Origin of the sequence: Nitrobacter sp. 62-13 (assembly GCF_001896955.1) — a bacterium.
Taxonomy (GTDB): Bacteria; Pseudomonadota; Alphaproteobacteria; order Rhizobiales; family Xanthobacteraceae; genus Nitrobacter.
Map to the genome: position 1 here is coordinate 26,421 of NZ_MKRN01000010.1, position 17,848 is coordinate 44,268.

Annotated in this window: 17 protein-coding genes; 15 read left to right on the forward strand and 2 right to left on the reverse strand. The window is 64.3% G+C overall.

The features are described from left to right. Positions 1-59: 59 nt before the first annotated feature. The gene (locus BGN91_RS01605; protein ID WP_292610215.1) at positions 60-1,061 is read right to left on the reverse strand and encodes an adenosine kinase; all 1,002 of its coding nucleotides are present in this window, start codon (positions 1,059-1,061) and stop codon (positions 60-62) included. A gap of 290 nt (positions 1,062-1,351) precedes the next feature. Between BGN91_RS01605 and murJ the strand changes: the two genes are divergently transcribed. The 4 genes from murJ (at position 1,352) to BGN91_RS01625 (ending at position 5,835) form a co-directional block, all read left to right on the forward strand. Continuing rightward, a complete protein-coding gene (murJ, locus tag BGN91_RS01610; protein WP_292610216.1) occupies positions 1,352-2,911 on the forward strand; it encodes a murein biosynthesis integral membrane protein MurJ in 1,560 nt (519 codons plus the stop codon). Positions 2,912-3,003: 92 nt separating this feature from the next. Beyond that, positions 3,004-4,044, forward strand: a complete 1,041-nt coding sequence (trpS, locus tag BGN91_RS01615) for a tryptophan--tRNA ligase (protein WP_292610217.1) — start codon at positions 3,004-3,006, stop codon at positions 4,042-4,044. 538 nt (positions 4,045-4,582) lie between these two features. Next, positions 4,583-5,077 (forward strand): universal stress protein, encoded by a 495-nt coding sequence (locus BGN91_RS01620; RefSeq protein WP_292610218.1) that lies wholly within the window; start codon positions 4,583-4,585, stop codon positions 5,075-5,077. A gap of 188 nt (positions 5,078-5,265) precedes the next feature. Beyond that, positions 5,266-5,835: a NifU family protein gene (locus BGN91_RS01625; protein ID WP_292610219.1), complete on the forward strand. Its 570-nt coding sequence runs from the start codon at positions 5,266-5,268 to the stop codon at positions 5,833-5,835. 134 nt (positions 5,836-5,969) lie between these two features. Here the strand turns inward: BGN91_RS01625 and BGN91_RS01630 are convergent, their stop codons facing one another. Beyond that, positions 5,970-7,100 (reverse strand): DUF2778 domain-containing protein, encoded by a 1,131-nt coding sequence (locus BGN91_RS01630; RefSeq protein WP_292610220.1) that lies wholly within the window; start codon positions 7,098-7,100, stop codon positions 5,970-5,972. Positions 7,101-7,501: 401 nt separating this feature from the next. Here BGN91_RS01630 and tsaB point away from each other — a divergent pair, with 401 nt between their 5' ends. The 11 genes from tsaB (at position 7,502) to rimP (ending at position 17,784) form a co-directional block, all read left to right on the forward strand. Further along, positions 7,502-8,203, forward strand: a complete 702-nt coding sequence (gene tsaB / locus BGN91_RS01635) for a tRNA (adenosine(37)-N6)-threonylcarbamoyltransferase complex dimerization subunit type 1 TsaB (RefSeq protein WP_292610221.1) — start codon at positions 7,502-7,504, stop codon at positions 8,201-8,203. Next, on the forward strand, positions 8,200-8,679 hold the full coding sequence (locus BGN91_RS01640) for a GNAT family N-acetyltransferase (protein WP_292610222.1): 480 nt from the start codon (positions 8,200-8,202) through the stop codon (positions 8,677-8,679). The genes tsaB and BGN91_RS01640 overlap by 4 nt, the downstream gene beginning before the upstream one ends. Before the next feature lie 161 nt (positions 8,680-8,840). Beyond that, entirely contained in the window at positions 8,841-9,290 is a 450-nt protein-coding gene (locus BGN91_RS01645; protein ID WP_292610223.1) for a Fur family transcriptional regulator, read from the forward strand. Positions 9,291-9,523: 233 nt separating this feature from the next. Then, a complete protein-coding gene (gene miaB, locus BGN91_RS01650) occupies positions 9,524-10,951 on the forward strand; it encodes a tRNA (N6-isopentenyl adenosine(37)-C2)-methylthiotransferase MiaB (RefSeq protein ID WP_292610224.1) in 1,428 nt (475 codons plus the stop codon). A gap of 4 nt (positions 10,952-10,955) precedes the next feature. Further along, a complete protein-coding gene (locus BGN91_RS01655; RefSeq protein ID WP_292610225.1) occupies positions 10,956-12,002 on the forward strand; it encodes a PhoH family protein in 1,047 nt (348 codons plus the stop codon). Between the two features lie 65 nt (positions 12,003-12,067). After that, complete coding sequence (ybeY, locus tag BGN91_RS01660; RefSeq protein ID WP_292610226.1) at positions 12,068-12,577, forward strand: rRNA maturation RNase YbeY; 510 nt, start codon at positions 12,068-12,070, stop codon at positions 12,575-12,577. Further along, a complete protein-coding gene (locus BGN91_RS01665) occupies positions 12,578-13,702 on the forward strand; it encodes a hemolysin family protein (RefSeq protein ID WP_292610227.1) in 1,125 nt (374 codons plus the stop codon). Beyond that, positions 13,699-15,297, forward strand: a complete 1,599-nt coding sequence (gene lnt / locus BGN91_RS01670) for an apolipoprotein N-acyltransferase (RefSeq protein ID WP_292610228.1) — start codon at positions 13,699-13,701, stop codon at positions 15,295-15,297. The genes BGN91_RS01665 and lnt overlap by 4 nt, the downstream gene beginning before the upstream one ends. Before the next feature lie 200 nt (positions 15,298-15,497). Continuing rightward, positions 15,498-15,917 carry a helix-turn-helix domain-containing protein gene (locus BGN91_RS01675; RefSeq protein ID WP_292610229.1) on the forward strand — a complete coding sequence of 140 codons (420 nt, stop codon included), beginning with the start codon at positions 15,498-15,500 and terminating at the stop codon, positions 15,915-15,917. Positions 15,918-15,955: 38 nt separating this feature from the next. Continuing rightward, positions 15,956-16,729, forward strand: a complete 774-nt coding sequence (locus BGN91_RS01680; RefSeq protein ID WP_292610230.1) for a tRNA (guanine(46)-N(7))-methyltransferase TrmB — start codon at positions 15,956-15,958, stop codon at positions 16,727-16,729. 275 nt (positions 16,730-17,004) lie between these two features. Beyond that, positions 17,005-17,784 (forward strand): ribosome maturation factor RimP, encoded by a 780-nt coding sequence (gene rimP, locus BGN91_RS01685; protein WP_292610231.1) that lies wholly within the window; start codon positions 17,005-17,007, stop codon positions 17,782-17,784. The last annotated feature ends 64 nt before the right edge of the window (positions 17,785-17,848 follow it).

Consider the following 17,848-nt stretch of genomic DNA (forward strand, 5'->3'; position numbering starts at 1 on the left):
AACCGGTATCCATCCCCGGGTCAAGCCCGAGGACATGGTTCGCTCGAAAACGCTGTAATTCACACCGGCAGGCCGTTTGCCTGCGCAAGCTCCTTCAGCGACACCTGCGGCCGCGCGCCGATGTGCTGGATCACCTCGGCCGCGGCGAGCGCGCCGAGCCGGCCGGCGTTTTCATGGCTCGCGCCGCGCACCAGTCCGAACAGGAATCCCGCCGCGAACAGGTCTCCGGCGCCTGTGGTATCGACCAGCGTGTCGATCGAACACGCCGGCACCGCGGCAACGCCGTCTTTCGTCGCCACCACGCAGCCCTTCTCGCTGCGGGTGACGACGCCGAACGCAATGTCATTGCGCAATTGCGTCAGCGCCGCATCGAAGTCCGAAGTCTGGTAGAGTGAATGCAGCTCGCTCTCGTTGGCGAAGATCAGGTCGACGGCGCCGGTCCGCATCAATTGCAGGAATTCGTCGCGGTAGCGATCGACGCAGAACGCATCCGACAGCGTCAGCGCCACCCGGCGTTTCGCCCCGTGCGCGATCTGCGACGCCTTCAGGAACGCCTCTTTCGCCGCCTTGGGATCCCATAGATAACCCTCGAGATAGAGGATCGACGCGGCGGCGACCGCCTCGGCATCGATGTCCGCAGGCGACAGATCCTGCGCCGCGCCGAGATAGGTGTTCATGGTGCGCTCGCCGTCCGGCGTCACCAGAATGTAGGAGCAGCCGGTCGCCGGACCATCGCAGGCGGGCGGCGTATCGAAGACCACCTGCGCGGCGCGAATGTCATGCGCATACAGGCGGCCGATCTGATCGTCCTTCACCTTGCCGACATAGGCCGTGCGCGCGCCGAACCCAGCGAGACCGACGATGGTGTTGGCGGCCGATCCGCCCGACATCTCGGTCGCGGGTCCCATGTCGGCATAGATCGAGGCTGCGCGCGGCTCGTCGATCAGCGCCATGCCGCCTTTGGTCATGCCATGGGCGGCGAGAAATCCCTCATCGGTCCGCACCAGAACGTCGAAAATCGCATTGCCGATCCCGAGCACGTCGTATTTCGCTGAAGTCATTAAGAATATCCCGTTGCGGCAATTGCGGGGGCGCGCGGAATCCGGTCAGACTCCCGCGAAATGGGGTTTGCCGCGACCTATCACGGCGTCTCCATGCCATCAAGCACGGCCTAGTGGTCCGATTCTAACATTTGTATCCCGTTGCAGCAGGTGTTTTTGCAAATGTTTAGAATCAAAGGACCACTAGCAAATATAAGTTTCTAGTGGAGCTTTGGATTTGACATTCGCTTCTTGCGTCGCTCCAAACCGGATAGCGAATGTCAAATCCATTCCACTAGGCCGACATTGCCATGATCCGCTCCGTCCTCACCGTCTCCTCGGGCACGCTGGCCTCGCGTCTGCTCGGCTTCGCGCGCGATGCATTGACCGCGGCGCTGCTCGGCGCGGGACCTGTCGCCGATGCATTTCTGATGGCGTTTCAACTCATCAATGTGATCCGGCGGATGCTCGGCGAAGGCGCCTTGAACGCGGCGCTGGTGCCGACCTGGATGCGCCTGCGCGACGGCAGCGGCCCGGCCGCGGCAGCAGTCTTCGCCGGCGCGGCGCTCGGCACCGTGAGCGCCGCCCTGATCGCGCTCAGCGTGATCGCCGCCGTGGCGATGCCGCTTCTCATGAGATTGCTGGCGCCGGGCTTCGTCGGAAGCGAAAGCCTGCAGCTTGCCGTGACGAACGCGCGACTGATGCTGCCTTATCTTGCCTTCGCCGGCCCCGCGGCCGTCATGATCGGCCTGATGAACGCCCGGCATCGCTTCGCGATCCCGGCCTTCGCGCCCTTGACGTTCAACATCGCCCTGATCCTCGTCGCCGCGGTTCTGCTGCTGTCGCACCGGGATTCTCATTTCGCGGCGCTGGCGATGGCGGCGACCGTGGGCGCTGCCGGCCTGCTGCAACTTGCGGCTCTTGCGGCTCCCGTCCGCCGCGACAATCTCGCAAGTCCCTTGCGCGTCTCCTTCGATGGCGGAATGCGGGATTTCGCCCGCAAGGCCATTCCGGGCATGATCGCGAATTCGGGACCGCAACTGCTGATCGTCGCCGGCGCGATCGTGGCGTCGGCGTCGCCGTCGGCGGTGGCGTGGCTTTATTTCGCAAACCGCCTGATCGAACTGCCGCTGGGGATGGTGGGCGTCGCCATCGGCACCGTGCTGGTGCCGGAACTGAGCCGCGCATTCAACAAGAGCGACACCGCTGCGCTGGCCAACGCGGAGTCGCGGGGGCTCGAGCTTGCTGCGGGCCTGGCTCTGCCCGCGACGTTCGGCCTGATCGTGCTCAGCGAGCCGATCGTGCGGGTGCTGTTCGAGCATGGCGCATTCACCGCGGCCGACACCAAAGCAACAGCGCTGGCGCTCGGCTGTCTCGCTCTCGGCCTTCCCGCTCACATCCTGATCAAGGCGCTGTCTCCCGCATTCTTCGCGCGCGGCGACACGATGACCCCGCTTCTGGCGGCGCTGAAGGGCATCACGGTCGCGATCGTGCTCGCCGTCATATGCGGGTGGATGTTCGGAGTCGGCGGAATAGCCGCGGCAATGGCGCTCGGCGCATGGAGCAATGCGGTAATCCTCGCCCGGAGCGTCGCCGCGACGTTCGGATTTTCCATCGACGCCGAAGCGCGCCGGCGTCTGCCGCGCATCGTACTGGCGGCACTGCTGATGGGCGGGACTTTGTGGCTTGCCGTTCGATCGCTGCCAATCATGGCCGGCGCACACTCGATCTTTCAGGCCGCTCTGCTCGCGATTGTGATCGTTTCGGGTATCGCGATCTATACACTGCTTCTGCTGCTGTTTCGGGTGATCGACCGGACCAACATGCGGGCCGCGTTGACGCGATCCGGACCCGGCGACTTGCGCGCCTAGGCTCTGCGTGGCAAGGGACGACGCGCCGCATCGCGGCATTGGCCGCGTTTCGCGGCGCTTCGATGATGGGACGGCCAAGCAGGAACTGAGAGATGACACGGGTTTTTTCGGGCGTGCAGCCGACCGGCAATCTGCACCTGGGCAATTATCTCGGCGCCATCGTCAATTTCGTGAAATTGCAGGCCGACCACGAGTGCCTCTATTGCGTGGTCGACCTCCATGCCATCACCGTGCCCGTTGCGGTCTGGGGCGGGCCGGAGGAGTTGCGCCGCAACACCCGCGAGGTCACCGCCGCCTTCATCGCAGCCGGCATCGATCCGAAGCGCCACATCATCTTCAACCAGAGTCAGGTGGCGGGACATGCCGAGCTGACCTGGGTGTTCAACTGCGTGGCGCGGCTCGGCTGGCTCAACCGCATGACCCAGTTCAAGGAAAAGGCCGGCAAGGACCGCGAGAACGCATCGGTCGGGCTTTACGATTATCCGGTGCTGATGGCCTCCGACATCCTGGTCTATCGCGCAACCCACGTTCCGGTCGGAGAGGACCAGAAACAGCACCTCGAGCTGAGCCGCGACATCGCCCAGAAATTCAACAACGATTTTTCCGGATCGATCGCCGCCAACGGCTTTGATGAAAAATTCTTTCCGTTGCCGGAGCCCGTGATCACGGGGCCCGCGACGCGGGTGATGAGTCTGCGCGACGGCACCAAGAAGATGTCGAAGTCGGATCCGTCGGATTATTCGCGCATCAACCTCACCGACGACGCCGACACCATCGCGCAAAAGATCCGCAAGGCCAAGACCGATCCGGAGCCGCTGCCGTCGGAGGAAAAGGCGCTGGAAAGCCGCCCCGAGGCCGACAATCTCGTCGGCATCTATGCGGCCTTGTCGGGCACGCCCAAATCCGAGGTGCTCGCGCAATTCGGCGGCGCGCAATTCTCAGGATTCAAATCCAGCCTCGTGGATCTGGCGGTCGCGAAGCTGTCGCCGATCGCCGCCGAAATGAAGCGGCTGACCGACGACCCGGCCTATGTCGACCGGATTCTGATCGAGGGAGCCGACCGCGCCCGCGCCATCGCCTCGGAAACCATGAACGCGGTGAAGGATATCGTCGGATTCATCCGCAAGCGCTAGAGCCCGCTTCTGATGGAATCAGAAGCGGGGCTCCATGATTTTGTTTTGACGGGTTTCCTTCACGCGAACCGGTACCCGCCTCGCTCGAAAACGCCAGAGTCTGATTCAACTGCGCTGAATCAGCCTCTGGCGTTACCCTTTTGATTGAGCATGATCTTATCCGAAAACCGGTTTTCCACTTTTCGGGATCATGCTCTGGCAGGCTGTTGAAAAATCAACATCGTCATTCCGGACGCCGTGCAAGCGGCGATCCGGAATCCAGAAATACGAAGAAAAAAATCAGTGTGGCTGGATTCGGGTTCGCACCTTCGTTGCGCCCCGGAATGACGGTTGGATCGAATCGATCCGAAATCATCAACCTGATCGAACCCGGCATTTCGAGGAAGCGGTATGCGGGCGGAAGACCGCGACACGCTTTCCCGCATTATGTCGCCTTCCACCGCTTTCGGCTGCTGTTGATCGCTCTCCCGCAAGCTGCTTGTCGGGGCGGGTCGCGCCGTGGCAGCATGGCGATGGCTGGTTCAGCACCGGGACATGCATGAGCGCACACCGTCGAAGCTACGAGAGCGGCCACAAGCCGAAATACCTGGTCATCGTCGACGACAGCGCGGAATGGGACCGCGCCGTCTATTATGCCAGCCGGCGCGCCATTCGCGTCGGAGGCGGCATCGTGATGCTGCGGGTGATCGAGCCGGAAGACCGCAATCAGGAATGGCTCGGCGTCGCCGAGGTGATGCGCGCCGAAGCCTATGAAGGCGCGAACGCGGCGCTCGACCGCGCCTCCGGACGGGCCAACGGCATCGCCGCGATTACGCCGGAACGCGTCATTCGGGAGGGCTCCCCCCTCGAACAGATTCTCGACGTCATCGACAAGGACCTCGATATTTCGATGCTGGTGCTGGCGGCCAGCGGCGGCCCCGAGGGTCCGGGTCCGATCATCACGACGCTGGCCAAAACCGCGGGCAACTTCCCGATTCCGGTGACGATCGTGCCGGGCAGCCTGGACGACGACGCCATCGACGCCCTGTCCTAGCGCATATTTCACTTCCGAGGGAATCGGAAGCGAGGCTCTATGATCTTGTTTTGACGCGTCTTCTTGATGCGAACCGGGATCCGCTTGGCGCGCATGGCCCGCCCGGCGCTCTTGATCGTGCTTTGGCCATGGCTATCTGCTAAGGGAACCTACGCGCCGGCCTTGAACCGGCGACGACGGAGAGACCCATGTTCATTCAGACCGAAGTTACCCCCAATCCCGCCACCTTGAAGTTCCTTCCGGGCCGCACCGTGCTCGGCAAGGGCACGATGGAATTCACCGGTCCCAGCGCGGCCGGCCGCTCGCCGCTCGCCGTGAAGCTGTTCGCCATCCATGGCGTCACCGGCGTGTTCTATGGCTCCAACTTCATCACGGTCACCAAGGACGACAGCGACTGGCAACACCTCAAGCCGGCCATCCTCGGCGTGATCATGGAACACTACATGTCGGGCGCGCCGCTGTTGACCGATGGCGACGGAAGCGGCGAGACAACCACGGATAACGACGTCGAATTTTTCGAGGAGGCGGACGCCGAAACCGTGACGCTGATCAAGGACCTGATCGAGACGCGGGTGCGGCCGGGCGTTGCCGACGACGGCGGCGATATCACGTTCCGCGGCTTCAAGGACGGTGTCGTCTACGTGAACATGAAGGGTTCGTGCTCCGGATGCCCGTCATCGACCGTGACCTTGCGGAACGGCATCCAGAACCTGCTGAAGCATTTCATTCCCGAGGTGGTCGAAGTGCGGCCGGTGTAGCGGGCGCGACTTTCCGCGCCGCGGTCTTCAGAACCTTTCCGCTTCTGATGGACTCAGAAGCGGGCTCCACGATTTTCATTTGACGCGTTTTCTTCACGCGAACCGGTACCCGCTTCGCTCGAAAACGCTATGGTTCAGAGTTTGGCGACGACGACCAGCCGCCTGACCTGGCCGCTCTTATAGGCGCGCAGGAAGGCGTTGTAGTTTCTGAACGACACGCAGCCGTTGGAGTCGCCGTTCGGCCCGAGCATATAGGTATGCGCGAGCAGCCCGCTGCGCCCGTATATCTTGTCCTCGCCGCCGACCGGTTTCAGCCGGATCGCTTCCACGCCGTGGAACGGGCGTTCGCGCAACGACAGGTCATAGGTATGCGGCGGCGTCACGCCGCGCATTTTCCTGTCGGCGGAACGCGGATCGTCGAGCATCTTGCCGAGCCCCGAATGCGCCTCCAGCTTGGTGCCGTTCGGCATGTAGACCGTGCGCGCCGAAATATCGTAGACGGCGGTATATTGGTCGTATTGCGGAATGCGGCCAAGCGTCAGGCTCTCGCCATCGCTCGTCACCCCGCCGTCGGGCGCGGCAAATGCGAGTTGGAGACCGCTGGACACGGATTTACCGAACAGCTTCTCGAAGATCGACGGCTTCTTCGGCTCGGGTTCCGGCTCCAGCGCAGCAGCCGTGTTGGCCTGCGCGACGTCGCGGCGGGACGGAGCGGAAGCCTGCAACTGGCGCAATTCGGCCGGACGCGGCGCCGGCATCGGCACGACCGCGGCGACCTGCGGCGTGGGCGGAAGCGGCAACGTTTCAGGCATCTCTTCCGAAGGAAGCGAGGCAACCTCTACCGGAGCAGGCTGAGCCGGTGCGGCCTGCGGGCGGAAGGTTTCTGGCTCTCCGCCGAGGAAGCGCGGTCCGTAGAGCCATGCCGTGCGGGCCCGGGCGGCGGGATCCTCGATGCGGGCATTGGCCGCGGTACGGATTTCAGGAGTTGCCCGAGCAGCACGCGGCCTGGGCATCTCGTGCAGCGCCTCGTACGCCGCCGCGATGCGATCGGCCGGGGCGGCGCGAACCGACGCGGCCGGCGGCAGCGACGCCGTGACGAGTTGCGGGTCTCCGCCGGAAACATTGGCGTAGAGGGTCCAGGCGCAGGCGAGCGCGATGCAGGCGAGCGCGGCGGCGCCGACAATATTCTGCGGAACGGCCTTGCGGGGCGAAGCGGTGGAATAGGCCGCCACATCGTAATACCGCGTGCCCGTAACGTACGTCATTCGCCCCACATCCAGAGTCACTCAGCATCCGAACCATGCGAGCGCACGAAAGTCCGCATGCCGCCCGCGAGGTGCGGATACAAGACTACGCATGGTCGAATCGCTGACCCCAAGTTCCGGAGAACCTGTCGCAGACTTGCGAAGCGTCATTAAGGCGAGTTTTAGTTAAATGCCGATTAAATACGGGCCGGATCCAGGGCACACCGGCGAAAGTGGCCGAAACGCCGGCAATCTTGTGTCTAAAACATGGCCTTGCCCGCCGGTACCGCAGGTGGCGCGATGAGAACGGTGCTAGACCTGTGGCTCGGCTTTGAGGTGATAACACGCGCGTTTTCCATGCGGAGCGGCACAAATCCTCGGGTCAGCCGGGGACATGCTCCGAAACGATAGTCTGGCTTCCGATGCTTGTTCTTGCGATCGACACCGCACTCAATGCCTGCGCCGCCTGTGTCCTGGACACCGATGAAGGCCGGCTTGTCGCTCATGAATCGTTGCCGATGAAGCGCGGGCACGCCGAAGCGCTGATGCCGCTGATTGCGCGCGTCATGGACGCCACCGGGATCGCCTTCACCTCGCTCGACCGCATCGCCGCGACCACAGGCCCCGGCAGTTTCACCGGCCTGCGCGTAGGGCTGTCGGCCGCGCGCGGCATCGCGCTTGCCGCCAACAAGCCGGCGGTCGGCGTCACGACCCTGATGGCCTATGCCGCGCCGGTTGTCGGCGAAAACCGCGAGGCGCCGGTGATCTCCGCGATCGATGCCCGCCACGACCACGTTTATTTTCAGGCCGTCGGCGGCGACGGCTCTACGCTGATCCCGCCGCAGGTCGCGCCGATCGAGGAGGCGCTCGCAGCATCGCGTTTCGGCGCGCCGCACTTGGTCGGCAATGCCGCCCGGCTCCTCGCCGATCGCTGGCCCGCGCACGCCCCGCCGCCGATCGCGGTCGATCCGCAGGCGGCGCCCGACATCGCCTGGGTGGCGTGGCTCGCCGCAGCGGTCGATCCGGATGCTGCGCCGCCGCGCCCCACCTATCTGCGCGCGCCCGACGCCAAGCCCGCAGGCGACCTCCCGCACAAGACATCCAGGCCGGCTGCATCGTCATGACATGGTTCGGAAGCAAGGAACGCGCGACGCCCGTGGTCGAGTCCGCAACTCCGCACGACGCCGCGCGCCTGGCGGCTATTCACGGTGCATCGTTTCACCGCGGATGGGGCGAAGGCGAATTCGAAGTCATGATCGCGGAACGCAACACGCTGGTTCAGCGTTTGCGGTTGCGGTCGAGCGTGATCGGTTTCGCAGTGTCGCGCATCGCCGCGGACGAGGCCGAGATTCTCTCGATCGCGATCGACGCCGGCCATCGCGGTCAGCGATTCTCGCGCGACCTGTTGTTCACGCATCTCGGCTATCTCGCCGGTCGCGGCGTCCGCAAGGTGTTTCTTGAAGTCGAGGAAAATAATCAGCCGGCGCGACGTCTCTATGAACGCGCCGGCTTTGTCGTCACCGGGCGCCGCGAGCGTTATTATCGGGAGGCCGGCGGCAAGGAACTGAACGCATTGGTGATGCGCCGCGACTTGTCGTAATCTATACGGAGTGGCAAAAGGAAGACGATCTGCAAAGTGAAAACTGTTTTGCGTCCGATCGCACTCCCGAATATCATTGGCTCGCATTATCTTTGCGCGCTATCATCATGCGATGCGCCCCCTACCTCGGCGGAACATGCGCCATCGGAACCGGACACGTCATGACGGCCCTGAAACCGACTTCTGCGCAGAAGCCCACCAACATCGAGGCGCGTTGCGCCGCCACCGGCATGCGCATGACCGAACAGCGCCGGGTTATCGCGCGCGTGCTGGCGGAAGCCTCCGATCATCCGGACGTCGAGGAACTCTATCGCCGTTGCGTCGCGGTGGATGACAAGATCTCGATCTCGACGGTCTATCGCACCGTCAAGCTGTTCGAGGATGCCGGCATCATCGAGCGGCACGATTTTCGCGAGGGGCGCGCGCGCTACGAGACGATGCGCGACAGCCACCACGATCACCTCATCAACCTGCGTGACGGCAAGGTGATCGAATTCACCTCCGACGAAATCGAGAAGCTGCAGGCCGAGATCGCCCGCAAGCTCGGCTACAGGCTGGTCGACCACCGCCTCGAGCTCTATTGCGTCCCGATGGACGAGGACAATTCCTGAGCGGCGATCTCCGACAAGATGTCGCGATCTATCGTTCAGTTGAAAAACAGCCAGGTCATTTCCGGGACACGCGCCCTTTGCGTGGAATTTGAATGTAATCCGGCCGGAATGCCGGATTCGTGCTTCCCGCGCTCGCAGATGCGCGATTGCGCATCGGGAATGACAAGGGACATACTGGATTTTCTGCCGTTCAGCCTATAACTGAGCGACATAACGTCCCGATGCCAGGTTCCATGACGCCGCCGCGCAAGCTGCACATCAAGTCCTATGGTTGCCAGATGAACGTCTACGATGCCCAGCGCATGGTGGACGCACTGGCGGGCGAAGGCTTTGTCGAGACCGCCAACGCCGACGAAGCGGATCTCGTCATCCTCAATACCTGCCACATCCGCGAGAAAGCATCCGAGAAGGTCTATTCCGAACTCGGCCGCTTGCGCGTCGCCAAGGAGCAGGCGGCGAGCGGCGGCCGCGACGTCAGCGTCGTCGTCGCCGGCTGCGTGGCGCAGGCCGAAGGCAATGAGATCATCCGCCGCGCGCCCGTGGTCGATGTGGTGGTCGGACCGCAGAGCTATCATCACCTGCCGCAACTGCTGGCCCGCGCGAAGGCCGAAGGCCGCGCGCTCGAAACCGAGTTTCCGGTCGAGGACAAGTTCGGCGTCCTGCCGCAGCCGTCGCCGCAGGCAATCCGCGCCCGCGGCATCTCGGCATTCGTGACGGTGCAGGAGGGCTGCGACAAGTTCTGCACCTTCTGCGTCGTGCCCTATACGCGCGGCGCCGAGGTGTCGCGCCCGGTGGCGAAGATCGTCGAGGACGTGCAGCGCCTCGCCGACAACGGCGTGCGCGAGATCACCCTGATTGGACAGAACGTCAATGCCTATCATGGCGAAGGCCCCGACGGACGGCCCTGGCCGTTCGGTAAGCTGCTGCACCGCCTCGCCGGAATTCCGGGCATCGTCCGCCTGCGCTACTCCACCAGCCATCCGCGCGACGTCGAGGAGACGCTGATCGAGGCGCACCGCGATCTCGACGCACTGATGCCGTTCGTGCATCTGCCGGTGCAGTCCGGCTCCGACCGTATTCTCGCGGCCATGAACCGCAAACACACCGCCGCCGATTACCGCCGGGTGATCGACCGGTTTCGCCATGCCCGGCAGGACATCGCGTTCTCGTCGGACTTCATCGTCGGCTTCCCCGGCGAAGCCGAGGAAGATTTCGCCGCCACCCTCGCGCTCGTCGACCAAATCGGATACGCTGCCGCCTATTCGTTCAAGTATTCGCCGCGGCCGGGGACGCCGGCGGCGGAGATGCAGGAGACGGTGTCAACGGCCCACATGGACGCGCGACTGGAACGGCTTCAGAGCCTGATCGACGGCCAGCAGTCCGCCTTCAACAGGGCTGCGATCGGCAAGACGGTCGATGTGCTGTTCGAGCGCGCCGCGCGCAATGCGGGCCAGATCGTCGGCCGCACCGCCTACCTGCAGCCTGCGCATGTCATGGCCTCCGAGAATCTCATCGGAAAGGTGCTGCCCGTCGCCATTGAAAGCCTGGAGCGCTACAGCCTGCTCGGATCGCTTGCCGATCCCGGTTTGGCTTCGGCGTCCGGCGACGCGAAAGACACTCCTTTGATGGCCGCATCGCCTCAAGCGATCATGGGAGCCTGAACCCTTGCCCAAGAGCGCATCGGATTCGCCTTCAATCGCCCCCGGTCAGAAAATCGACATGCAAGCCCCGCCCGAAACGCAAGTCGTCATCGATTTCGACGACAACCGCGCGGTGTCGGCGATGGTCGGACCCTACGGACAGAATCTGGCGCAGGTCGAACGGCGGCTCGGCGTGGTCGTGGATTCCCGCGGCAACCACATCACCATCGCCGGATCGCGCGACGGCTGCGATGCGGCCCGGCGCGTGCTGGAAACGCTCTATACCCAGGCCGCCCAGGGCCATGACCTCACGCAGGGCGAGGTCGAGGGAGCGATCCGCGCCGTGATCGCACAGGGCTCGCTGTTCGAATATGATCCCAAGGCGCGTTCGACGTTTGAGGCCATCAACCTGCGCAAGCGGCCGGTGCGCGCGCGCACCGCTGCGCAGGATGCCTATATCCGCGCGCTGAAACATCACGAACTGGTTTTCGGCATCGGCCCGGCCGGCACCGGCAAGACCTGGCTTGCGGTGGCGCGGGCCGCGCAACTGTTCGAGCGCAAGGAAGTCGATCGCATCATCCTGACGCGGCCGGCGGTCGAGGCCGGCGAACGGCTCGGCTTTTTGCCGGGGGACCTGCGCGAAAAAGTCGATCCTTACCTGCGGCCGATCTACGACGCACTCTATGACCTGATGGACTCCCGCATCGTCGAGCGCGCGCTGCAATCCGGCGAGATCGAGATCGCGCCGCTCGCCTTCATGCGCGGCCGCACCTTGACCAACGCCGCGATCATCCTCGATGAGGCGCAAAACACCACCTCGATGCAGATGAAGATGTTCCTGACGCGACTCGGCGAAAACAGCCGCATGATCGTCACAGGCGATCCCTCGCAGGTCGACCTGCCGAACGGCCAGACGTCTGGGTTGGCGGAAGCGACGCGGCTGCTCGACAGCGTCGAGGGCGTGGCGCAGGTGAAATTCACCGCAGATGACGTGATCCGTCATGAACTGGTGGCGCGGATCGTCGCCGCCTATGAGGGGCTGCCGCAGCGGCCGGCAGTCAAAAAGCCATGACGCCGGACACGCCTGGAAAAGGCGACCGGCCTCCGCAACGGGCCGGCGCCGGCGAAAGACATACGATGACCCGCTCCGCTTCGCCCGCAACCGAAATTCTCGTCGTCGCCGAATGCTGGCGCGCCGAGACAAATGCCGAAGCGATCATTCTTCGCGCCGTCGAGGCTGCAGCCGAAATCGCCGATGCCGAGACCGGCGATGCCGAACTTGCGATCATGCTGACCGACGACGACGGCATCCGTACCCTCAACGCCAACTGGCGCGGTATCGACAAGCCGACCAACGTCCTCTCGTTCCCGGCGCTGCAGCCGACCGGCCCGTCCCTGCCCGGCGATCCGCCGCGCATGCTCGGCGACATCGCGATCGCCTACGAGACCACGCGCCGCGAGGCCGACGACGAACGTAAAGCCTTCGATCACCACCTGAGCCATCTCGCGATCCATGGCTTCCTGCATCTGATCGGTTACGACCACGAAACCGATGAAGACGCCGGGGAGATGGAAAACCTCGAGCGCGAAATTCTGGCGCGGCTCGGCATAGCCGATCCCTACGCACCGCAAGAACGGACGACCTGAGTGACCTCAGAGGACGAATCCAGCGACAGCAAGCCGCCGCAGGACAACCGCAACCTGCCGGTGCCGGTGCACAACGGCGAAGTGTTGCGTCCGGTCCCTGAGCGCTGGCTGATGAGGGCGATCCGCTCGCTGTTCGGATGGAAAGCGGGATCGGTCCGCGCCGATCTTCAGGTGGTGCTCGACGCCTCGACGTCCGACGAGACCAGCTTTACCGCCGTCGAGCGCACCATGCTGCGCAACATCCTCAGTTTGCACGAACGGCGCATCGCCGATGTCATGGTCCATCGCGCCGACATCATCGCGGTCAAGCGCGATATTCCGCTCGGCGAGTTGATCAACGTGTTCGAGAGCGCGGCGCATTCCCGTCTCGTCGTCTACCACGAAAACCTCGACGATCCCGAAGGCATCGTTCATATCCGCGACCTGCTCGCGTTCATGGCTGTGCGGGCGCGCACCGAGCTGCCGTCCAAGGCGAAACGCAAAAAAACGCCGCCGGCCGGTCTCGACCTGCGCGCCGTCGATCTGGCGCTGCCGTTGAACGAAGCCAACATCATCCGCAAGCTGCTCTACGTGCCGCCGTCGATGCCGGCGATCGACCTGCTGGCCCAGATGCAGGCGACGCGTATCCATCTGGCGCTCGTGGTCGACGAATACGGCGGCACCGACGGCCTGGTGTCGATCGAGGACATCGTCGAGCAGATCGTCGGCGAGATCGACGACGAGCACGACGGCGACGAGCCGCCCTCGATCGTGCGGCAAGCCGACAATTCCTTTATCGCCGATGCGCGCGCCAACCTCGAGGACGTCCGCGCCATGATCGGCGACGAGTTCGTGACCGGCGAAGCGGGCGAGGAGGTCGATACGCTCGGCGGCTTTCTCGTCACCCATGTCGGCCGCCTGCCGGTGCGGGGCGAAGTCATTTCAGGACCCGGACCCTTCGAGATCGAAGTGCTCGACGCCGACCCGCGCCGCGTCAAGCGGCTGCGGATCGGGCAGCGCAAGGAACGGCCCGCCGTCCGCCCGCGCGACGGCCGGCGCCGCGAGGCCGCGCCTGATGCGCCCTCGCAGACGCAGGGCGGCCCCGCCTCTTCCTCACCGCCGGGCGATGGAGGCGAAAACCCGTGAGCATTGCAGCCAGCATCCGCACGGCCGGCCTTCCCGTCACTCTGTCATGGGGCTGGAAACGCGCCGTCATTGCGCTGCTCGCCGGCGCCGCCTCCTCGCTTGCGATGGAGCCGTTCAACGCCTGGCCGGTGTTGTTCGTCACCTTTCCGCTCGCGACCTGGCTGATCGACGGCGCCGGCGCCGGTCGCCTCAAGGGCATACCGGCCGCGGCGCTCTCGGGATGGCTGTTCGGCCTCGGCTATTTCGTTCCGGGACTGTACTGGATCGGCAACGCCTTCCTGGTCGACGCCCAGACCTTCGCATGGCTGATGCCGTTCGCCGTCCTCGGCCTGCCGGCCTATCTCGCGCTCTTCACCTCGCTCGGCTTCGCGCTGGCGCGCTGGATCTGGACTCGCGACGCCTCGCGCATTCTCGCGCTCGCCGCGGCGCTCACCATCAGCGAATGGCTGCGCGGCCATGCGCTGACCGGATTTCCATGGAATGCATTCGGTTACGCGCTGACGGAGCCCTTGGCGCTGGCGCAAACCGCGTCGCTGATCGGATTGTGGGGCCTGACCTTCCTCAGTGTCGCGATCTTTGCGAGCCCGGCCGTATTGATCGACGGAAGCAGCCGAAGGCCGTGGACCCTTCCGGCGACCGCCGCCGTTCTGCTCGTCGCCATGGGCGTCTACGGCGCGATCAGGCTGTCGCGTCATCCGACTGAATTCGCCGACCGCGTCACGCTGCGCATCATGCAGCCCAATCTGGAGCAGGATGCGCGGTTCAACTATTCCGCCAAGGCGGCGGTGATGCATAAGTATCTGACGCTCTCCGACCGCGCCACCGGGCCGCACTCGGCCGGCGTCAGCGGAGCCACCATCCTGATCTGGCCGGAATCGGCGTTCCCGTTTTTTCTCGCCCGCGAAGCCGACGCCATGGCCCAGATCGCCGACCTCCTGCCGAAGGGCACGATCCTGATTACCGGATCAGTGCGCGCGCCCGACCTGCCGCCGGGTGTCCGCATCACCCGGGCCTACAATTCGATCTACGTCATCGACGACGACGGCAGCATCCTGTCGATTTACGACAAGCTCCATTTGGTGCCGTTCGGCGAATTCCTGCCGTTCCAAAGCCTGATGGAAAAGCTCGGCTTCGTTCAACTCACCAAGGTCCAGGGCGGCTTCATTCCGGGGAAGACACGGCGGACCATCGACCTTCCGAACGCGCCGAGCGTGCTGCCGCTGATCTGCTATGAGGCGATCTTTCCCGGCGATATCGAATCCCGCGGCGGCCGGCCCGGCTGGATCGTCAACCTCACCAACGACGGCTGGTTCGGAATCAGCACGGGCCCCTATCAGCACCTTCAGCAAGCGAGACTGCGGGCGATCGAGGAAGGGCTTCCCCTGGTACGGGCGGCGAACACCGGTATTTCGGTGGTGACAGACCCGGTAGGACGGATTGTCGCACGGCTCGATCTCGGCGTCGAAGGCGTGCTGGATTCCCGCTTGCCCGCCGCGATCTCGCCGCCGCCTTACGCCCGCGCCGGCGACGTTCCCGCCGCAATCATGGTGATCATCGGGCTTGCACTGGCTATTCGACGGCGTCGCAAACCCTGACGGCGGCGTGCGGCGCACGACCTGTTCATCCGCACGATCGACATAATTTGTGTAACAATTTGCACGACTGGTATAATGCGACGGATGGAACCGTTCTAAATTAAACGCAGATTTTTATCACGTGATCCAGTCAAGTTTGACAATAATAGTAATCGGAAGCGTATCCTCGGGATCGCTGCCTCATTTAGGAGACCTACGAGATGTCGACCAAGGCGCCCAATCCTGTTGACAGGCATGTCGGCAGCCGTGTGCGCATGCGACGCATCATGCTCGGCATGAGTCAGGAGAAGCTCGGCGAAGCTTTGGGGCTGACATTTCAGCAGATCCAGAAGTACGAGAAAGGCACCAACCGCGTCGGCGCCAGCCGCATCCAGCAGATCTCCGAAATCCTGCAGGTCCCGGTCTCGTTTCTGTTCGAGGGAAGTCCGGGCACCGGCGTCGCCAAGGTCGAGGGCCTGAGCGAGGCGCCGTCTCCCGCCTATGTCTCGGATTTTCTCGCGACCTCCGAAGGTCTCGCGCTGACCCGCGCATTCACGCGGATCACCGACGCGAAACTTCGCCGCAGCATCGTCGACATGGTCGAGCAGATCGCGGCGCGCGAACCGCCGGACCACCGCTAGGCGGACAAGCAATTGCACCGCCTTCGCCCGACGTCGCAATGACGGCCGCCGCTCCCGATCCCCGCGACCGTCATCCGCCGGCTGACGACGCATCATCGCTCCAGCACGAAACGGCGCGCGATTCCGGGCAGGGCTCGTTCTTCGGACGCCGCAAGGGACACAAGCTGCGCCCACATCAGAACGAGTTGATCGCGCATCTGCTGCCGCGCCTCACTATCGCTCCCGGCGAGCGCGAACCCTCCGACCCCGCCGCGCTGTTCGACATGCCTGTGCAGGAGTTGCGTGCCGAGATCGGATTCGGCGGCGGCGAGCATCTCGTCGCCGAGGCGCTGGCGTTTCCGCGCACCGGCTTCATCGGCTGCGAACCCTACGTCAACGGCATGGCCAAGATCCTCACGCAGATCGAGGCGCACGATATCGGCAACATCCGCCTGTTCGCAGGCGACGCATCTGAATTGCTGGCATGGCTGCCGCGCGCATCGCTGGCGCGGATCGATCTGATCCATCCCGATCCGTGGCCGAAGCGCCGGCACTGGAAACGCCGTTTCGTTCAGGACGCAACCATCGCGGAGATGGCGCGCCTGCTTCGGCCGGGCAGCGAATTCCGCTTCGTCAGCGACATCGCCGACTACTGCGCATGGACGCTGTCGCACTTCGCCCGTTCGCCGGATTTCCTCTGGCTCGCCGAACGCGCCGACGACTGGCGCAAGCCATGGCCCGGCTACACCATGACGCGCTACGGTCGCAAAGCGATGCGCGAAGGCCGCCGCGCCGCCTATCTGCGGTTTCGCCGCGAAAGCAGTAGCGTATAAGGCCCGCCGAACGTCGTCCTGCGCCGGCCGGCGGATGCAGCTTTTTGAGCTCGCCGGCCTTGCCGAGTCACGCGAAAACGGCTATATTCGCTGAAACTTTCTCATACGACCGCGTATCGAGAGTGGGCCCGTCGGGACCCGCTCTTTTTTATTTCCTGAACGGACCTGACGCGCCGCGCCACGGCACGGTTCCTTCAGCCAGCAACTGCCGGACCGGACGAGGCCACAGTCCAGCATAGGCCAGTGACCGACGGACTTAACCTTTGACCCTGAATATGACCGATCCCGTTGCCCAGATCCCGGATCACGACCTGCTCGCCGAGCCGCGTCTGGTGGTCGAGCCGGGCATCGCGGCGCGGGTCTCGTCTGTGGTCGCCCCGGTCCTGCAAGGCATGGGATACCGCCTGGTCCGCATCAAGGTGTCGGGCGAAGCCGGCTGCACCGTGCAGATCATGGCCGAGCGGCCGGACGGGTCGATGCAGATCGAGGACTGCGAGGCGATCTCGAAGGCGCTGTCGCCGGTGCTCGATATCGCCGATCCGATCGACAAGGCCTACCGGCTGGAAATCTCCTCGCCCGGCATCGACCGGCCGCTGGTGCGCCGGTCCGACTTCGAACGTTACGCCGGCCACCTCGCCAAGATCGAGATGGCGGTCGCCCATCAGGGCCGCAAGCGGTTTCGCGGCACCCTTCAGGGCGTCAAGGACAACGCGGTGCGCCTGCATCGGGACGACGTCCAGAACGAGGACGACAGCGATGTCCTCCTGGTCATGGAGGATATCGCCGACGCCCGACTGGTGCTGACCGATGAACTGATTGCCGAATCGATGCGGCGGGGCAAGATGGCGGAACGCGAGATGAAACGGAATCTCGGCATCCTGCCTCCGCCTCCGTCACATGCAAAAAACGACGCGGCTGGGAGCAACGCGCCGAAGCCGAAACTCAAGGGCAAGGCGAAAGCCCCCGCCAGGAAGCCGCCGAAAAACACCAAGCAACACCGCCTGGCCGCAGAAAGACTGCGGCGCGGCGACATCGATCCCATCGAAGGAGAATAAGTCATGGCCGCTGTCAGCGCCAACAAGCTCGAACTGCTGCAGATCGCAGACGCGGTGGCGCGGG